Raw genomic sequence first — 18,807 nt, forward strand, 5'->3', positions numbered from 1 at the left:
GCTGTTACGGACAATTTTTTGCTGCTTCGATAACAGCAATCGAGTCTTTCAAGACAACCCCTTGCTTCCAAATTTTACAAGCGTCCGCTTTTTTATTCTGGGCCCAATATGCACGACCTGCGAGGCCATATAACATTTCTACCGGCTCAGCAATGTCGATTGCTTTGGAAAAGGATTCAATGGCCTTGTCAAGCTGTCCCGACTGCTGGTAATAAATTCCTATGTTGCGCAGCGCATATCCATTTGAGGGAAGCTTTTCAAGTGATTTCTCGATAAGTGGTTTCGCCTCGCTGGCCCGGCCAGTTTGTAACAGCACATACCCTTTGTTATTGAGCGAGTAAGGATCGCTCGGGTCCTTGCTTAACACCTTATCAAAGTAGGATAGGGCAGTGGACCAGTTCTGCTCGGCTGTCGCGATTAATCCGAGATTGTTGAGCGCCTCCGGTTGTCCGGGACTAACCGCCAATGCATTTTCAAAATCCTCTTTCGCCGACTTTGTATTCTTTTGTCCATAAAAAATGGCGCCGCGATTGACGTAAGCCTCCACATTCAACTTGTCCAGCTGAATGGCCCTGTCATAATCGGCAAGTGCGAGTGAAGCATTTCCTTCGGCGCTTAATAGATTTCCACGAACCAGAAAAAACCGGGTTGAATCTTTAAACTCCTTTTCGATTTGTTTCAAGTCTTGCTTTGCTTCCCGCAACCGGCCTAAATCGAGGCCCGATTCAGCGCGTACTAGATTTGCTTGTGTAAGAGTCGGGTCAATCTTGATCGCTTCTGTCAAAACCTCGTAAGCATCGCCGGGCTTGCCCAATTTCAATAAAGTTATTCCTTTGTTAAGATAGGCGTCGGAAAAATCTGCATTTTTGGCAATTGCTTCGTCGTACAATCGCAGCGCCTCGGCATAGTTCTTTTGATTTAATGCTTGGTTCGCTTTCAGAAAAAAGTCAGCAGCGTCTTTTTTATCCTGACTCGTACAACAAGACAATATTAGCACTAATAAAATTAGTATTTCTTTTAGTTTATTACTGATAATCATAAGGTTGCAACTTTTTATAAATGAGATATATTAAAGATATTCCCAACGCCAATTACAAGATTGGTCTCTATCAATGGAACAATAAATACATTGTCAAGATCGAATCTGGCATGTATGAGCAAACTTACAAAATCGACGACTACGAAATTGAAAGCGAAGCAGAATTAGAAAAATGCATGGATGACGTGTTTATATCAGCTGTTACAGCGCGTTTTGATGCAATGCATGATGATTTTTCGACGACTTTGCGCAGGAACGAATTGATCTTCTGATCAATAAAAAATGCCCATGCTATCAGCGTATACGGTTTTAATGCACATTTCGTTAGATAGCAAACAATTTTAAGAGGTAAGTGCGGACCAAAATGCTCTTTTAACGGATATGCTCGATCTCACTAATTCAAATCAAAAATTTACCAACACAATCTCTATGGTTTTTAAACACGGCGCCTCCACTTTGGGAATGGTTTTATATGTTGGCGCATCTTCGGTTATCGCTCAGAGTACAATGAGTGTTACGGAGCCCGAAGCCAATTTCCGAAACGGCCTTGAATATTATGAGAAGTCTAATTTTGTAGCAGCCAGGCAGGAATTCAATGAATATTTGAGTAAGGATGATAAGTTGCTGAGCAGCACCAATTATAACAAGGTCACGGCGGAATATTATGTTGCAGTTACAGGACTTTATTTAAACTATCCCGAGGCTGAAATTCAGGTCGACCGGTTTGTTAAAAACCACTCAGAACATCCAAAAGCACAGCAAATCTATGGTGATCTGGGCCGTTACTATTATGCGGCGGGGGAATATGACAAAGCAATAACTTATCTGGAAAAGGCGGTTGCCGTGCAAGGAAACGGTGGCAATAAGCTAGAAAGCACTTACCAGTTGGCAATGTCTTATTACAATACACAGCAATTGGACGCTGCGCTGCCATTGTTTAACCAGGTAAAAACGGAAACATCCTTTGCCAACGCGGGTGACGCTTCCTTCTATGCAGGCGTTATCAATTACCAGAAAAACAAATTCGAAGAAGCTTATCAGGATTTCCAGCGGATCGAGGATCATCCTTTCTACAAAAACGATGCTCCTAACTGGATTATATCTTCTCTATATCAGTTGAAGCGTTATGATGAGCTACTAGCTTACGGAGAGAAAGTATTGAAGCAGCAGCGGGGAAATACTAAATTGGATGACGTTGCACTTTATGTGGCAGAAGTTTATTACGAGAAAGGCGACTACGCTGCAGCCGTCACAGCGTATGAGCGATATAAGCGTATGAAGCCCGGCGTTGTGCCGCCAACCGTCGCACTCCACTATGGTCACGCGCAGTTCAGAAATAGCAATTATGAAGGTGCAATTACGACATTAAAGCCAGTTGGTCCGGGCAAGGATTCTGTTTCGCAGTACGCATCTTATATACTGGGAATCAGCTACTTAAAGACTTCTAATTTAAGCTTTGCTTTAACATCATTCGACAATGCCGCTAAGTTAGACTTTAACCCCGTTATTAAGGAAGAAGCGGCTTACAACCATGCTAAGGTGCAATTAGAGTCGGGAAGTAATAATGAGGCCGTAAAAGAGCTGAATGACTTCATGACCAAGTATCCGCAAAGCACGCATACCGAAGAAGCCACCGAATTAGTAGCGGAAGGATATGCAGGTGCGAGCAATTCTGTGGGAGCGATAAAGTACATTGAGGGGCTGCGTAAGCGTAATGCTAAAATAAATGGCACCTATCAGCGGCTTACATTCAATCAGGGTGTGCTGGATTTCAATCAGGAAAAGTTTGACAATGCAATTGTGATGTTTGACAAGTCGATTAAATTCCCGATTGACGAGCAACTCTTTATTCAGGCGACTTATTACAAAGCGGAGTCGACTTATGGATTGAAGAAAGTGGATGAAGCGGCAGCGCTTTACAACCAGATCTCCAAAAATCCGAAAGCGGGCATTTATGCAAGGAAGAGTTTGTACGCATTGGGCTACATTTATTATAACCAAAAGAAATACGGACAAGCGCTAACTTACTTCAAGGAATTTACCAACAACATTGAAGGAATGGAACCGCAGATGATCGAAGACGCCTATTCAAGGCTCGCCGATTGTTACCTGGCCGCCAAAAATTACAACGAGGCGATCAAGACTTATGAGCAAGTTGCGGCGAAAGGAAAGGTTGACAAGGATTATGCCCTTTTCCAGAAGGCACGTGCATACGTGTATATGAACCGCGAGCAGGAAGCGCGCAGGCAATTTGAATTGCTGATCAGCGGTTATCCATCTTCCCGTTATCTGGACGATGCATATTTCCAATTAGCTGATATTGATTTCCAAAATCAAAGCTATTCTGCAGCGGTGAAAGGATTTACACGAACGATCAATGAGAAGCCAAAGAGTTACGTGATTCCCGCCGCTTTGCTTCGCCGCGCTCAGTCATATTATAACTTGCAGGTTTACGAACAGGCAATCGTCGATTTTCGCAAAATCTTAACAGAATATCCTGACTCTCCATCAGCCAACAGCGCCTTGGAAGGAATTCAGGAAGCATACACAGCTGTGGGGCGTCCCGAGGAGTTTACACAAGTGCTTGGCGTAGTTAGGAAGAACAACCCTGGCAATGAAAAGTTAGAAGAAGTAGAGTTTGACAACGTGCGTAATCTCTATTATGCCGAAAAATATGACAATGCGATTAACTCGCTGCAAGAATTCATTCGCAGCTATCCTGCCAGCAAGCACCAGTATGACGCGAATTACTTCATCGCTTCATCTTATGACAAAACGGGTAAAGTAAATGAAGCACTTGAATATTTCGGTAAAGTGGTTCAACAGAACAGGTCGACATTTGTAGCCGCAGCCGCGCAGCGATCTGCTGAACTTGAAATCGCAAGAGGCAACTTTAACAACGCTGTTACCAACTTCCGCGTGCTGCTCCGGAACTCGGAAAGCAAAAAAGAGCAAGCCCAGGCTTGGGTGGGATTGATGGACACCTATTATACATTGAAAAGCTACGACTCGACGCTTTATTATGCGAAAGAGGTGATCAATGCAGGAAATCTAATCCCGGGAGCAGTTGGAAAAGCGCAGCTTTATAATGGCAAGGTTCCTTATGACCGTGGCGATCTGACCAAAGCAAGTGAAGAATTTAAAAAGATAGCGGCTTCTTCCAAAGATGAATATGGTGCAGAAGCCAGTTATTGGGCTGCAACGATTCTTTATAAAAATAAAAAATACAAAGAAGCCGAAGCTGCAATTATTGAAATGGGCAAGAATTTCGAAGGTTTTGATTACTGGCGTGTAAGGTCATTTATCCTGCTGGCTGAGGTGTATGTCGGATTGAATGAAGTTGGGCAGGCTAAGGCAACATTAAGCTCCATCATTGACAATTCGGATGATAAAGAGGCAGTAGAACTGGCTAAGGAAAAATTGGCGCAGATCCAGAAATAATTGATTCATCTCCTTCGGGACAAATAGAAAATATTGATACACATGACGAAGTCCACAGCATTACGTTCTTCCCTGTTTTTATTGACGCTTGGGTTTTCTTCACAGTTTGCCATGGCACAGCGCGGAGAAATCGAAAGCCAGACCTATGAAATTGTAAAGGAAAAGAGCATTGAATTTGCGCCGGCAAATCGGGTTTACGATAAAGTAGAGCCCATTAAAGGTGAAACGGGCAAAAAGAAAGTTGATTATCAAATCATTGACCCTAAAATAGACCTTTCTTCACCAAAGTTAACGCCAAGTGTAGGCGCATCTTCGGATGAAAAAAAACGCCAGGACCAGCCAGACGCGCTGAACAATTACATAAAGCTCGGTGCGGGTAATTACGGCCGTTTCTTGGGAGAAGCCTTCGTCGGCGGTCGTCCATCAGAAGATCTTGTTTTTACCACGCAGCTCAAACATTTGTCTGCTGCCAACGGTCCGGTTGATAATAAGAATTCCGCCAATGCAGCCACTAATTTCAAGATTGGCGGTAAATACATTCGGAGCACGCACAAGTTTGACGCATCATTCGATTACGACCGTAAGAACTATTATTTCTATGGTTACCAACCCCAGCCCGAAGCCGTTCAGGTAAATCGCGACAGCATCAGGCAGACGATTAATCGCTTCGGTTTTGCCTTGGGTTTTGAAAATACAGATGCTTCGGTTGCCGTGGATTATTCAGTAAAAACCAGCTTGCACACATTGCGCGACCGATACGAAGCTTCTGAGCTGGATTGGGGAACGCAGTTGATGGCTTCCGTGCCAATTTCCGGCTCGTTCCACGCATTGCTGGAAGCTGACGCATTCATTACGCAGCGCGTGGATCGTTTTACATTCAATAGAAACCTGTTTCGCGTCAAGCCAACTTTCAAATACACTTCGGAGTTATTTACTGTAACTGCTGGGATCAATGTTGCCAATGAAACGGACAGCGAACTGGACATCAATCGCACCAAAGCATTCCCGGTTTTGAACATTGATGTGGCTCCATTTGCAGGATTGCACATTTTTGCAGGCTGGAATGGCGATATGGTGCGGAACACATTGAAAAGTATGCTTGACGAAAATCAATGGTTAGGACCCAATGTTCAAATACTTAACACTGATAAGGATTACGAAATCAGTGCTGGGGTGAAAGGAGAAGGATTTGGCGGATTTAATTACGAAGGAAAGGTTGCTTACACGCAATATCAGAACTTCTATTATTTCAACAACTCACTTGCCGACACTTCCAAGTTCTCCATTATCTATGACCCGGGCAAAACGAAGGTGCTGATCATTTCTGCTCAGGCGGGATATAGTTTTAATGATTTGTTCAAAACGTCGCTCAAAGCAAACTTTTATGATTACTCAGTTTCCGATCTCGAAGAGCCATGGCACCGTCCTGATTTGACATTAAACTGGTTTAACGCACTTGCGATCAGTAAAAAACTCTTTGTAACAGCGGACTTTTATATGTTAAGGGGAATAAAAGCAAAAAATTTCCAAAGTGGCGTGGTAACCAAATTGCCGGTCATTACCGACCTCAATTTCAAGATTGACTATCTGTTAACCAGGAACTTCTCTGCGTTTGTGTCTTTGAATAATGTGCTGGGCAAAGAGTATCAGCGCTATCAATATTACCCGCAGCAGGGCCTGAACTTTATTGGAGGATTATCATTTTCTTTTTAACTTCGCTCAGTTAACTGAAAAAACGTTCATGATAGCAGTCGAAACCGTCATCCGAAAACTTGTTGGTGAATATGAATTTGTAATCATTCCAGGATTCGGAGCATTACTTTCGCACCAGATTCCGGCTGCTTATGATGAAGTAACTCAGACCTTCTCTCCACCAGCCAAGAAGTTGGCATTCAACGAGTTTCTTAAACTGGATGATGGTCTTTTGGCAAATTATATCTCACGGCATGAAAGCTTGTCTCACTTGGAGGCGGTTGATTATGTCAAAGGTTACACCGATAAGCTGCGCGACGGGCTGCGTCAGAACGGACAGGCAGAGATCGTTGGTATCGGTGAGTTTCGGAAGAATGTGGAGGGTAAGTTGGTTTTTGAACCAAATACAGGAAAATATTTTAAGGATGAATGGTATGGTTTCGAAACTGTAAAAGCAAGACGAATCGAAGCGGCTGCTGTGCCCGTTGCCATTCACAACGATTTTGTTTCTAATGATGCTGTTGAAGTGCTTGATGCTGAGGAAGGCAACACCCGAACATTTAATTGGGGAAAGCTGGCAGTTGCAGCAACCATTGCGGCAATTTTATGCGGATTGAGTTTTTTCCTGGTTAACTCAAACGACGGAGACATTCAAAGCACATTGAATCCATTCACTGAGCTTTTTAGGAAATCTGCTCAAGAGCAACCGGTTAATGAGACAACAGTTGTCGTAAACGAACCGATGGCAAGTGCGGAGGAAACTAAAACTGTAACACCGGATTCAGCGGCAGTTAGCTCTTTAACCTTGGATTCCATTGAGGCAACGAAACCCGATTCCAATGCAGTTGCGGATGTGAAAGCACCGATCGTAGCGCCAACAACTGTTGCGCCCGTTGCAATTGCTGCTGAGCATTCGAAATTCTACGTAATTGCTGGCACTTTCAAAGGAACCAGACAGGCAAAGGTTCTCTTAGCACAGTTGAAAGAAAAGGGATTCGAGGATGCAAGCATCCTTCTGCCCGGCAAATCCGGAAAGAAAATCAAGGTTGCCACGAATGGTTATGATAATGAAACTGATGCTTACCGTGCGTCCAATAAGCTTAAAACGGTTATTGGAGAGGCAGGATGGGTCTACAAGCGTAAATAAGATTTTATAATGATAAAAAAAGGGAGGCACTGCGCTTCCCTTTTTTGCAACACACGAATTTTTTTAATTTTACGTTGTTCGAAAGTAAATTAAGACACAAACAATGATTGTATTACAGGCCGAAGATCGTCAGAGAATTGCAGTGTCCTGGGCAATGTCCATCGGGATCACGCTTGCAATGCTGGGCTTGTTCTTCTTTATCCGGTTAAACAGTTCGTTGCCGAAAGTGGAACCCATGGAGCTTTTCGTCGAAGTGAACTACGGAACGAGCAAGGTTGGAAAGGGAGACATCCAGACATTTAATAAGCCAAATGACAGCAAGGTTGCCGAAAACATGCGCGCCGATGCGGATGAGGTGAAAAAGGTTAAATCAGTGGCGACGCCGAAACCAACTCCACCGACGCCGCCCAAAATCGAGCCGGTTAAGCCGACCAAAACAGTTGCGGAAAAGCCCGTGATCACTGCGAAAGAAGAGAGTCCGGTTGAAGCGCCAGAGAAAAACGAAAGCAAAAAGTCGACCGGAAGTGAGGCTTCATCTACACCAGCAGCCAAGCCGACGCCGGAAAAAGCAGTCAATAAAGATGCGCTTTTTACCAAATCATCCGGAAGCAAATCTGGAAGTAACGGCACCAATGGCACTAAGAGCGGTGTTGGCGGCAATAACAATGGGGATGATGCAGAAGGCGTAGGCGACAAAGGATCCAAAACCGGAAGTTTGTTTGCCAAAACATACAAAGGAGAAGGCGGCGGTGGCGGAACGGCAGTTGGTTTGAGTTTGTCGGGATGGAGCTGGTCTAGGAGACCGGTTGTTGATGATAATTCCGATGCCACGGGCGACATCACATTTAAGATTACAGTGGACAAGAACGGACGGGTTAAGAGCATCATAACGCAGAATACGACGGTAACCGACTATTCAGTTGTTAACAAATATAAAAGTGCAGTTAGGGATTTGACTTTTATCCCAAAATCATCAAATGTGCCGGACGAGTCGGTAGGAACGATTACATTTAAGATTCGGTCGCAATAGATTTAGAATGAATTATCAGGGAACTTTGGATTATCTGTATAGCCGCTTGCCGGTTTTTCAGAATATTGGGGCCCGTGCTTTTAAGCCGGGCCTTCATACTACACAGGAGCTTTGCAAATTTCTCGGCGACCCTCAAAACGATTATCCAACCATTCACATTGGCGGAACGAATGGCAAGGGCAGCACCTCACACATGATCGCTGCGGTGTTACAAGAAGCGGGTTACCGCGTTGGATTATACACATCGCCTCATTTAAAGGATTTTAGGGAGCGAATCCGGGTGAATGGCGAATTTGTCACCGAAGATTTCATTATTGAATTTGTCAGTGAAAATAAATCTAACATTGAAAGATTATCACCATCTTTCTTTGAAGTTACAGTTGCCATGGCCTTTTCTCATTTCTCGAAGGAGCATGTAGACATTGCGGTCATTGAGGTCGGGATGGGCGGGCGGCTTGATTCGACTAACATTATAACACCAGCACTCGCACTTATTATAAATATTAGCCTGGACCACACGCAGTATTTAGGCGATACATTGGAAAAAATTGCAGTTGAAAAAGCTGGAATCATCAAATTAGGAGTGCCTATTATTATCAGCGAAAGGCAAGTCGATTCAGTAAATGCAGTGTTCATCGAAGCTGCGAACCGGTTAAACGCCCCCATAATATTCGGATCAGAGGCATATCTCATTCAGAAGAAGCGCATGGTCGATGGCTTAATGGAAGTTGATGTCATTGATAAAGAGTCGCTTGCAAACATCTATCCAGCCTTGCGTTTAGACCTTACCGGTGCTTATCAGCTTAAAAATCTTGGCGGTGTGATTTCAGCTGTTAAGTTCTTGAAAAATCAGGGATGGAGTATTTCTGATGATTCGCTATACAATGGTTTATCGTCAGTCGTCCAGCTGACCGGACTAAAAGGGAGATGGCAAAAGTTGGGTGAAAATCCGGCTATTTACTGCGATACAGGTCATAACACTGCTGGTTTAACGAGTGCATTGGAACAGTTTGTGAGCGTCGCGACAGGAGCAAAGCGCTTCGTGATCGGATTTGTTGGTGACAAAGATATTTCTACAATGATCCAGCTTTTCCCGACCGATGGCGTTTTTTACTTCTGCCAACCTTCCAACATGCGGGCCCTGGAATCAACTGAGTTGGCAAATCTTGCATCGACATATGGCCTAAAGGGCACGGCTTTCAGCAATGTCAATGATGCCCTCGACGCCGCAATTGCTGAATCTCATCCAAGTGACACAATATATGTTGGCGGAAGTACTTTTGTCGTCGCCGACATCAAGGATTTATAATTGATTACAATTTAGAATGACAAGACGAAAATTAGAACATTACAAGTTTAGCGCAGACGCAGTGAATGTTATTGAAGCCGGAAAACCCTTTTACACTCAAATTAAAGGCAATTGGAACAATTTATATTTTAAAAATGAGCACCCCATTGTAGCGGAGCTCGCTTGCGGCAAAGGTGAATACACCATTGGGATGGGAAGGCAGTTTCCCGACAAGAATTTCATCGGCATGGATATCAAGGGCGATCGCATTGCCCGGGGCAGCCTCATAGCGAGCGAATATGGATTAACCAATGTTGCTTTTCTTCGGGCCGGAATTCAATACAGCGATGAGTTTTTTGAGACAAATGAGTTGAGTGAAATCTGGCTCATTCATCCGGATCCGCAGGTTCGCGAGCGTGATGAGAATAAAAGACTTACTAATCCAGCCTTTCTCACACAATATGCTGGCTCTTTGAAACCAAGAGGAATGTTTTACCTGAAAACAGACAGCACTTTTTTATATGAGTACACATTGGAAACAATCCAAGCTTCGGAGCATTTCAGCTTACTCGAACATACGGACGACCTTTATGATTCACCATTGCTTGACGAGCATTGCGGAATTAAAACGCACTACGAGACGATCTTCATAGGGAAAGGATATACGATCAAGTACATTAAAGCGATTGCAGTTTAAACAAAAATGCCTTCCTATCAATGATAAGAAGGCATTTTTGATTCCCTTGTTATTATGCTTGTTCTTTACCGATCAGGCCAGCAAAATAGTAAACAGTTCTTACAAGTTGAGATACGTAAGACATTTCATTGTCGTACCAGGCAACAGTTCTAACGATCTGTGTTCCACCGACTTTCTGAACTCTTGTTTGTGTAGCGTCAAACAATGAACCATAGCTGATGCCGATGATATCGCTGCTCACGATTTCATCCTCTGTGTATCCATAGCTTTCGTTTGCCGCCTCTTTCATGGCTGCGTTGATTTCTTCAACAGAAGTTTCTTTTCCAAGAATTACAGTTAATTCAGTCAGTGAGCCGGTAAGTGTAGGAACTCGTTGCGCTGAACCATCGAGCTTACCTTTCAATGCAGGAAGCACAAGTCCAATTGCTTTCGCTGCGCCAGTGCTGTTTGGAACAATGTTCTGCGCAGCCGCACGAGCCCTTCTCAAATCGCCTTTCGCGTGAGGAGAATCCTGTGTATTCTGGTCATTTGTATAAGCGTGGATGGTTGTCATCAAACCATTTACGATGCCAAATTTCTCTTCCAAAACCTGCGCCATAGGAGCAAGGCAGTTGGTTGTACAAGATGCACCGCTAATGATTGTTTCAGAACCGTCCAGAATATCGTGATTCACGTTAAAAACGATCGTTTTAAGATCGCCTGTTGCGGGAGCAGAGATTACCACTTTTTTAGCACCTGCTGTAATGTGGGCAGTTGCAGACTCCTGGCTTGTAAAAAATCCAGTACATTCAAGAACTACATCAACGTCGTGCTGTCCCCAAGGAATTTGAGCTGGGTCACGTTGTGCGTAAATGATAATATTTTCTCCGTTAACAACGACTGAGTTATCAGTTGACTTTACATCTGCGTCGAAACGGCCTTGTGCAGTGTCATATTTAAGCAGGTGAGCTAACACTTTCGGGCTGGTAAGATCATTGATAGCAACTATATCGATGCCTTCCATATTATAAATCTGACGATAAACCAGACGACCAATTCGGCCAAATCCATTGATTGCAACTTTAACTTTCGACATATCTATTATTTATTGTTTATTACTGTCGCGAAATTAAGCAAAATGCGGCCCGATTTAAAGTATTGAGGCAAAAAATACAATACGTGGCGATGATATTTGGATTACTATCTATATTAGTAAATTAGCGAAATATGTATATTTAGTATTTTGCATTTTTTTACTAATAAAAATAGTATTTATCCTACCTTAGATTACTTCGTGCTTGTTTTAACGATAATATATTACATTTGCTTGCACTATAACAGGGGATGATTTCACATTCTCAACGTGTGTGTTTGACCTGATCCAGCTAGTTAATTGGACCAAAATCATTGTATTTTTAACATTATTACTTACAACTTCTTTTATTAAATTTTTTCGTAAGTGTCTATATTAGAGTGCTTTAAATTAATTTAACTAATCCATTACTTGAACATGTTTATTGCAGAAAAGATTGAATCCTTTTGGTCGGATCGTGAGTTATTGAAAGATCCGGAAGCAGTCAATTACATTAAAGAAATTATCGAGGAGGTTGACAAAGGACGCCTTCGTGTAGCAGAGCCGCAAGCGGATGGTTCATGGAAAGTGAATGAAGCGCTAAAAAAAGCGATCATCCTTTATTTCCCAATTCAACAAATGTCCGTTAGCGAAGTTGGGATATTTGAGTATCACGATAAAATGAAACTAAAAACGGGATACGACAAACTTGGCGTCCGCGTTGTGCCGCCGGCCGTTGCTCGCTATGGTGCTTACATTTCAAAAGGTGTCGTGCTAATGCCGTCTTATGTAAACATTGGTGCCTATATAGATGAAGGAACAATGGTTGACACCTGGGCAACTGTGGGAAGCTGCGCACAAATCGGCCGTGATGTTCACCTTAGCGGTGGAGTAGGGATCGGAGGCGTTCTTGAACCTGTTCAGGCTTCCCCTGTAATCATAGAAGATGGCGCATTCATTGGATCTCGGTGCATTGTTGTGGAAGGCGCACACATTGGAAAAAGGGCTGTTTTAGGCGCAGGTGTCACAATTACAGGCAGTTCCAAAATTATCGACGTTACTGGCAGCGAGCCGGTTGAGTACAAAGGTTTCGTTCCGGCCGACTCGGTTGTGATCCCTGGAACACTGCCAAAAGAATTTGCGGCAGGCACTTACCATGTCCCATGCGCATTAATTATCGGCAAGCGGAAAGCTAGCACCGACCTTAAAACGTCATTGAACGAAGCCCTACGTGAAAACAATGTAACTGTTTAGGCTTATTACAACATTCAATTAGAAAAGGCGCTGTCGATGGACGGCGCCTTTCTTGTTTTACGATCTACCTTACTTGAATGTGGTCATTGTGGCTCAAAAAAGCTTTATTTTAATAATGTAAATACTTGGTTTAACTTATTATATTTAAATAAAATGACAGTCTTAAACTATTAGTTATTTTTGTAAATTAACATTATGTGCTAACTTTGTAATCACAAATGTAAATTGCGCTCAGTGGACTTAAACGATAAGATTAAACAGATCCTTGCTGACAAGCACATTTCACCTTCACTGTTTGCGGATGAAGTCGGAATACAGCGATCAAGCATGTCGCACATTCTCGCAGGCAGAAACAAACCAAGCCTGGATATCGTACAGAAGATTGTAAAGCGCTATCCTGAGTTAGGAACGAACTGGATTTTGGATGATGAAGATGTGCCAATGTCGGCCATGCCGTCGGAAAGCAACTCGGCTATTCAATATCCATCCATGCGAGGGACCAAAAACAATGCGGCGCAATCGGTTGTCATCAATGCCAAAACTGAGGTTGAACCAAAAAATGTTGCTATTAAGAATGAACAAGCACCCGAGCGGAAAGTGGACAAAGTTTTGATCTTTTACTCCGACGGAACATTTGAGGAATTCAAAAGAGCGAATTAAATTATTTTAGCAACAACACCACGCCGTTCACCTCTTGCTCGTTGGTCTTGATGACATATGGGTAACTGCCGGCAGGAACCGGAGTGTTGTCTTTGTAAGTGCCGTTCCAAGGCACGTCATATCCATCGGAAGCGAAAATAACTTCTCCCCAGCGGTTGTAAATGCGCATTTCGACAATCTGATCCTTTGCATTGAAAATCTCAAACTTATCATTCTTGCCATCATTATTTGGCGTGAATGAAGTTGGAATATGCATTTTATCAATCACATAAACCTCTGTTGAAGCCTCAGCAACACAGCCGTTAACCGTCGCAACTGTAACTGTATATTTCGTGTCCACCAATGGCCCGACAGTCACATTCTGCTCATTGGACGCAGACCGAATCCCGTCCGTCGGAGACCAGGTGTAAGTGTACGTCGGTTCTGCGGGGGTGATTACCGGGCTGAGCGTCACTTTCGAACCTTCAATGACACCGGTTCTGGCAGGGAGTTTTGCGGAAACAGATTCTCTGGAAATTTGCAGCGTATCGGCTCCGGCGCACCCAGTGTCTTCATCCGACAACTTCAAAATGTAAGCGCCCGGATCTTTCACTTCAAGGGCAGCCTGATTATCCGGCAATAGCACATTGTCCCTGCTCCATGAAAGCGCCAGATTACTCGCCACTTTGCCGTCATTCGCTAGCAGTCTCGCCACCTCGCCATCACAAATGATTTCTTTATCAACTGAAATCGTGGCGACAATTGGATCAGCATAACCCACTTTCACCGTCAAGGACGAAGTGTCCCGCGAGCATTTTTTCGTGTAACTTTTTACAACCGAATAAACCCCCGTGTCTGAAACTGTGATGGTAGGATTAACTGCACCCGGCAAATTCAAACCGTTGCGCTGCCATTGATAAGACCAATCGGCGGATGATTCCGTTTCAAGCGTGACCGGCCGCTCAGGGCAAAAAAGCACTTGCTGAACCGGCACTTCGTTCATCAAGATAACGGGCTGCTCAGGCTGATCATCATTGCAGTCGATGACCAAAAGCTGGAAATCTCTGCGGACTGCGCCGATTTTCTTCCCATTCCTAAACTCTTCAACCTGAATCGAAAAAACGTACAACCCCAAACTTCCCGCAGTTACGGTCAGGATTCCGGCATTGTTTATAGCCAGTGGTTTGGGTCCAGGAATAACATTCGCCAGCGAAATTCCCCTTTCCCATGTCACCAAAGGATAGCCATTTGATGAATTATCAACGCCATTCGGTCTGCCCGGCGTCGTGTTTCCGCGGATCGGTGTCACCAGCGAATAGCGCAATTCATCGCCATCAGCATCAGTCGCCGACATGTTCATCGAAAATGAGCGGTTGCTGCAAATATACTGACCGTTCGGAGCGGCAAGTCGGGGAGAAGAGTTCGGTATTGTTATTGGAGGAAATTCAAGATAAAAAACCATCCCGGCATCTCCTGGTGACGTTATGTTATTGATATCACTGTTTCGGCAACAGCGCTCCCACACCATATAGTAACCCTCCGGATCACTGTAATCCGCAGCGGACATGGTGATATTTCCCTGATAAGTGCCCATCGTCGTGTTCAGCGACCGAATGTTTGCACAAGCTTTATTTTGATATTGAATGGTTTCGGAAGATATGTAATTCAATGTCACCCGGCTCACGCGCTCGTTATCCCGCTTTCTATAAATAAATAAGTCAGCAGTTTCATCCCTGTTCCCGCCGGAACCCGGCCTTGGAATGATGAGATTGTTCTGATCCCAAAACTGAATGAGTGTTATTTCAAACGAACCCGCATTTCCGACCGGACGCATCAAAAGCTCGCCTCCTACAATGTGATTGGCATAAATGCATTTCGGTAAAAAAGCTAACAGCGATAGAAACAGCAAATTCCGTAGTAAATCTCTCTTCATCACTCAAATATTAAAGCTTGGCACGCCTCTAAATTTAGCAATTCGATCCTTACTGACAGCCATGTCGATCAAAAATTTTAAATGTTGGTTTAGTTAAACTTTTTGCCGTTTTGATAGAATTATACTCACAACCAGACAGTGCAGGACAGTAACAAAAACAAATCCTCATACTATTGCACATAATACAATTCCAATCAAAAATTGTATTTAAACAACTTCAATCCCTCCCGCAGTTGGTGCATTTCATTAAGTAATGCAATTCCTTTCCATATCTAACGAATCATTAGAAAAACTTCAAGCCCAGCATTCACGATCAAAGTCAATCATTTTAAATCCCTTAACCACCAAACTCCAAAGCGTATGAAGGAACTTCGACAGTCCAGAACTGGCAATCGGCTATTTGGCAGGACAGCCTTGGCCCACATGCTGATTGGTGCCGCATGCACCATGTTGACGCCAGCAACAACCGTTGCCACCGGAATGGCAGCCTTGCCCTATGTTTCCATCCAGGCAGACCGCACCATCACCGGAAAAGTCGCTGACGAAAAAGGCACAGGATTGCCCGGCGTAAGTGTGATTTTGAAGGGTTCGAGCACAGGGACAGTCACCAATGCGGAAGGAACCTATGCCTTGCAAATTCCCGAATCCGGCGACAATGTGCTGGTTTTTTCTTTCGTCGGTTACGTGCCAAAGGAAATTTCGGTTGGTAACCAGTCTGCATTAGACGTTGAATTATTGGTGGATACAAAAGCTCTGGAAGAAGTTGTTGTGGTCGGTTACGGAACGCAGCGCAAGCGCGACATTACGTCTGCGGTTTCGGTGATCAGCATGGAAGACATTGGCGAAGTGCCCAAGTCTAACGTCACGAGAATGTTGCAGGGACAAGCACCAGGCGTTATTATAAAACAAAAGAGCGGGACGCCGGGCCAGCAGTTTGAAGTAAAAGTGCGCGGGATCAGTTCGTTAGGAGCTGGCAGCGATCCGTTGTATGTGATTGACGGCTTTCCCGTGGGAATTTCTGTTGGACAAAACCTCAATCCAAATGACATTGAAACCATTTCGATCCTGAAAGATGCGGCTGCGACGGCCATTTATGGCGCAAGAGGGTCCAATGGTGTGGTTTTGATCACAACCAAGGCAGCCAAAGACGGGAAAACGAGTCTGAATATTTCGGTCGACTACGGCATTCAGAATGTCCCGGAAGGCAGAAAGACGAAAGTGCTGAATGGTCAGGATTTTGCGCAATTCAAAAGGGAAGTCTTCATCGGACGTTATGTTTTGGCCAATGGCAAGCAACCCGAAGAAACCGACATTCCAATTGATTTCCGTAATCCGGCGGACACAAAATATTCAACCAACTGGTTTGACCTGATCCTTCACAACAATGCGCCTTACAAAGACATTAACCTGACATTATCTTCGGGAAAAGGGCCCATCAAATCGGTTGTTTCAGCTGGCTATTATAAGGAGGACGGCGCTTTGCAATACACTGGTTACGACCGGGCTTCGCTGCGGACCAATCTTGCAGGCGAAGTGAACAAATTCATTACAATGGGGATGAACATTGCCGGAAGTTACTCACGGTCAAGCCTTTCCAGCACAGATGGACGCAATGCGCAAGTTGGCTTAACACTGATCAGCGATCCGCGATATCCGGCTTATGATGAAAAGGGCGAGCTGATTCCTTACTACAATGGTGTCGGCGACATTTTCGGGTTTCCGAATCCACTCTATATGCTCAAAAACATCAAGCGCAACCGGAACATTGCCGACGTGCTGGCCAATGGTTACATTGAATTGAACATTGCCAAAGGCCTTAAATTCAGATCTTCTGTTAATGCCAAGATCAATTACAACACTTACAAAGAATACGTCCCCTCCACAATCGGGCTTCCCGTGCAGACGGGAACGAACGGCGCGCCTCCACGCATCGCGACCGAGCGTGACGATTCCGAAGAACTCAAAAACTACGCTGCCGACCAGGTTTTGACCTACACACCAATGATCGGAAAAGATCACGCATTGGAAGCAACATTGGGTTATACGGCTCAGCAAGAAGTGGTTAAAGGCTTATATGGTTCAGGAAATACTTTCCCGGACGACCTTGCGCCATTCTTGGGCAATGCAACAATCCGCTCGTCCAATTCCATGGAACGCAAATGGACCATGCTCGCTTACATTGCACGGTTAAATTATTCATTCAGAGACAAATATCTGTTTTCCGCAACCATTCGCCGCGAAGGCAGCTCCCGGTTCAGCGAAGGACATCAATTTGGCAATTTCCCTGCCGCGTCTGTGGGATGGAGAATTTCGGAAGAATCATTTATCCCAAAAGCTTCCTGGCTGACCGACCTGAAATTGAGAGCCAGCTGGGGAATGACCGGCAATAACACATATCGCGTGAGTGCCAACAACAACTTCGGCGTGGGACAAAATGCAGGAGACGATGGCAACTATGAAAGCTTGTCCTTCCTCGGTGTGAACAATTACATTTTCAACAACACACTTGCCTCCGGAAAATCCGTAACACGGTTTGCAAATCCGGAATTGACCTGGGAAAAATCAAATCAGCTGGACATTGGTTTTGACCTGGCGACATTCAACAACAAGCTCGTTTTCACGGTCGAATATTACAAGAAAATCACCGACGACATGTTGCTCGGATACAACATCCCGGCCGTCTCCGGTTTTACTTCAACATTGAAAAACCTGGGTAAGGTCCAAAATCAAGGCATTGAGCTGGCTGCGAATTACCGCATTAAGGTGGGGCAGATTAATCTGAGGACCAATGCAAATATCACTTTCAACCGAAACAAAGTGCTTGCTATCCGCGGCCAGAACGATTTCATTTTGCAGGGAAGTCAATATGGCGGATACAACATTCAGCAGGTTGGCCGACCGATCGGGATGATATTTGGTTACCGTAAGCTCGGCATTTTCAATACTCAAGCCGAAATCGACGCAGCTCCGAAACAGGACGGTGCGGTTCCCGGCGCGATGAAATTTGCAGATTTGCACGGCGCAGCCGATGGCGGTCCGGATGGCATTGTTTCCTACGACACCAAAGACATGACGGAAATCGGCAATCCAAATCCAAAGTTCAACTGGGCCTGGAATGTGGGCGCTGATTACAAGCGTTTCGATGTCAGCGTTTTGCTCATGGGCGCTTACGATTACGACATTTACAGGAATATTGAAGCCTCCACCATGAATATGGACGGTGTTTTCAATGTTTTGGAAAAAGCAAAAGACAGATGGCGCTCACCGCAAAATCCGGGTTCCAATCCCAATGCAAAGAATTCGCAGGGCGGAACTGATTATTTCAAATGGTCACGCGAGAGCAGCGAGCGCTACGTGTATGACGGCACGCATATGTGGGTCAAAAACGTCACAATCGGCTACACGCTTCCAAAAATTGGCGGAGTTCTATCTGATGCGCGCATTTTTATCAATGCGGCAAACCTGCTGCTCGTCACCAAATATCCGGGTAATAACCCCGATGCGGGCGTGAGAAGCGGAACGGAGCTCAACAATGACGACGAGTCATATCCCGTCCCAAGAACATTCTCCGCTGGTCTTAAAGTAAACTTCTAAAT

At 44.5% G+C, this 18,807-nt stretch carries 13 protein-coding genes; 10 read left to right on the top strand and 3 right to left on the bottom strand.

The window, feature by feature from the left end; all coding sequences use genetic code 11:
* Positions 1 to 4: 4 nt before the first annotated feature.
* The gene (locus tag LZG73_RS05630) at positions 5 to 1,039 is read right to left on the bottom strand and encodes a tetratricopeptide repeat protein (protein WP_233846774.1); all 1,035 of its coding nucleotides are present in this window, start codon (positions 1,037 to 1,039) and stop codon (positions 5 to 7) included.
* A 20-nt stretch (positions 1,040 to 1,059) separates the two neighbouring features.
* Between LZG73_RS05630 and LZG73_RS05635 the strand changes: the two genes are divergently transcribed.
* From LZG73_RS05635 to trmB, 7 genes are all read left to right on the top strand, one after another.
* Positions 1,060 to 1,311 carry a hypothetical protein gene (locus LZG73_RS05635; RefSeq protein ID WP_233846776.1) on the top strand — a complete coding sequence of 84 codons (252 nt, stop codon included), beginning with the start codon at positions 1,060 to 1,062 and terminating at the stop codon, positions 1,309 to 1,311.
* A gap of 157 nt (positions 1,312 to 1,468) precedes the next feature.
* On the top strand, positions 1,469 to 4,480 hold the full coding sequence (locus LZG73_RS05640) for a tetratricopeptide repeat protein (RefSeq protein WP_233846778.1): 3,012 nt from the start codon (positions 1,469 to 1,471) through the stop codon (positions 4,478 to 4,480).
* Positions 4,481 to 4,522: 42 nt separating this feature from the next.
* A complete protein-coding gene (locus LZG73_RS05645; protein WP_233846780.1) occupies positions 4,523 to 6,193 on the top strand; it encodes a TonB-dependent receptor in 1,671 nt (556 codons plus the stop codon).
* 28 nt (positions 6,194 to 6,221) lie between these two features.
* Positions 6,222 to 7,319, top strand: a complete 1,098-nt coding sequence (locus tag LZG73_RS05650) for an SPOR domain-containing protein (protein ID WP_233846782.1) — start codon at positions 6,222 to 6,224, stop codon at positions 7,317 to 7,319.
* A gap of 103 nt (positions 7,320 to 7,422) precedes the next feature.
* Positions 7,423 to 8,349 carry a hypothetical protein gene (locus LZG73_RS05655; RefSeq protein WP_233846784.1) on the top strand — a complete coding sequence of 309 codons (927 nt, stop codon included), beginning with the start codon at positions 7,423 to 7,425 and terminating at the stop codon, positions 8,347 to 8,349.
* A 7-nt stretch (positions 8,350 to 8,356) separates the two neighbouring features.
* Positions 8,357 to 9,658 carry a folylpolyglutamate synthase/dihydrofolate synthase family protein gene (locus LZG73_RS05660; protein WP_233846786.1) on the top strand — a complete coding sequence of 434 codons (1,302 nt, stop codon included), beginning with the start codon at positions 8,357 to 8,359 and terminating at the stop codon, positions 9,656 to 9,658.
* A gap of 16 nt (positions 9,659 to 9,674) precedes the next feature.
* Positions 9,675 to 10,334 (top strand): tRNA (guanosine(46)-N7)-methyltransferase TrmB, encoded by a 660-nt coding sequence (gene trmB, locus LZG73_RS05665; RefSeq protein ID WP_233846787.1) that lies wholly within the window; start codon positions 9,675 to 9,677, stop codon positions 10,332 to 10,334.
* Positions 10,335 to 10,386: 52 nt separating this feature from the next.
* Here the strand turns inward: trmB and gap are convergent, their stop codons facing one another.
* On the bottom strand, positions 10,387 to 11,409 hold the full coding sequence (gene gap, locus LZG73_RS05670) for a type I glyceraldehyde-3-phosphate dehydrogenase (RefSeq protein ID WP_233846789.1): 1,023 nt from the start codon (positions 11,407 to 11,409) through the stop codon (positions 10,387 to 10,389).
* Positions 11,410 to 11,823: 414 nt separating this feature from the next.
* Between gap and LZG73_RS05675 the strand changes: the two genes are divergently transcribed.
* Together LZG73_RS05675 and LZG73_RS05680 are read left to right on the top strand one after the other, a co-directional pair.
* Positions 11,824 to 12,639: a 2,3,4,5-tetrahydropyridine-2,6-dicarboxylate N-succinyltransferase gene (locus LZG73_RS05675; RefSeq protein WP_233846791.1), complete on the top strand. Its 816-nt coding sequence runs from the start codon at positions 11,824 to 11,826 to the stop codon at positions 12,637 to 12,639.
* A 234-nt stretch (positions 12,640 to 12,873) separates the two neighbouring features.
* Positions 12,874 to 13,299: a helix-turn-helix transcriptional regulator gene (locus tag LZG73_RS05680; RefSeq protein WP_233846793.1), complete on the top strand. Its 426-nt coding sequence runs from the start codon at positions 12,874 to 12,876 to the stop codon at positions 13,297 to 13,299.
* 1 nt (position 13,300) lies between these two features.
* Here LZG73_RS05680 and LZG73_RS05685 read toward each other — a convergent pair whose 3' ends face one another.
* Entirely contained in the window at positions 13,301 to 15,211 is a 1,911-nt protein-coding gene (locus tag LZG73_RS05685) for a gliding motility-associated C-terminal domain-containing protein (RefSeq protein ID WP_233846795.1), read from the bottom strand.
* Positions 15,212 to 15,571: 360 nt separating this feature from the next.
* Here LZG73_RS05685 and LZG73_RS05690 point away from each other — a divergent pair, with 360 nt between their 5' ends.
* Positions 15,572 to 18,805 (top strand): TonB-dependent receptor, encoded by a 3,234-nt coding sequence (locus LZG73_RS05690; protein WP_310588373.1) that lies wholly within the window; start codon positions 15,572 to 15,574, stop codon positions 18,803 to 18,805.
* Positions 18,806 to 18,807: the final 2 nt, after the last annotated feature.

The sequence above is a fragment of the Dyadobacter sp. CY326 genome (assembly GCF_021390515.1).
Classification (GTDB): domain Bacteria; phylum Bacteroidota; class Bacteroidia; order Cytophagales; family Spirosomataceae; genus Dyadobacter.

Excerpts from the sequence above, each read along its gene's own strand:
- LZG73_RS05655 (WP_233846784.1), top strand. The coding sequence starts at position 7,423 with ATGATTGTATTACAGGCCGAAGATCGTCAGAGAATTGCAGTGTCCTGG.
- LZG73_RS05650 (WP_233846782.1), top strand. The coding sequence starts at position 6,222 with ATGATAGCAGTCGAAACCGTCATCCGAAAACTTGTTGGTGAATATGAA.
- LZG73_RS05660 (WP_233846786.1), top strand. The coding sequence starts at position 8,357 with ATGAATTATCAGGGAACTTTGGATTATCTGTATAGCCGCTTGCCGGTT.
- LZG73_RS05645 (WP_233846780.1), top strand. The coding sequence starts at position 4,523 with ATGACGAAGTCCACAGCATTACGTTCTTCCCTGTTTTTATTGACGCTT.
- LZG73_RS05685 (WP_233846795.1), bottom strand. The coding sequence starts at position 15,211 with ATGAAGAGAGATTTACTACGGAATTTGCTGTTTCTATCGCTGTTAGCT.
- LZG73_RS05690 (WP_310588373.1), top strand. The coding sequence starts at position 15,572 with ATGAAGGAACTTCGACAGTCCAGAACTGGCAATCGGCTATTTGGCAGG.
- LZG73_RS05630 (WP_233846774.1), bottom strand. The coding sequence starts at position 1,039 with ATGATTATCAGTAATAAACTAAAAGAAATACTAATTTTATTAGTGCTA.
- gap (WP_233846789.1), bottom strand. The coding sequence starts at position 11,409 with ATGTCGAAAGTTAAAGTTGCAATCAATGGATTTGGCCGAATTGGTCGT.
- LZG73_RS05675 (WP_233846791.1), top strand. The coding sequence starts at position 11,824 with ATGTTTATTGCAGAAAAGATTGAATCCTTTTGGTCGGATCGTGAGTTA.
- LZG73_RS05640 (WP_233846778.1), top strand. The coding sequence starts at position 1,469 with ATGGTTTTTAAACACGGCGCCTCCACTTTGGGAATGGTTTTATATGTT.
- trmB (WP_233846787.1), top strand. The coding sequence starts at position 9,675 with ATGACAAGACGAAAATTAGAACATTACAAGTTTAGCGCAGACGCAGTG.
- LZG73_RS05635 (WP_233846776.1), top strand. The coding sequence starts at position 1,060 with ATGAGATATATTAAAGATATTCCCAACGCCAATTACAAGATTGGTCTC.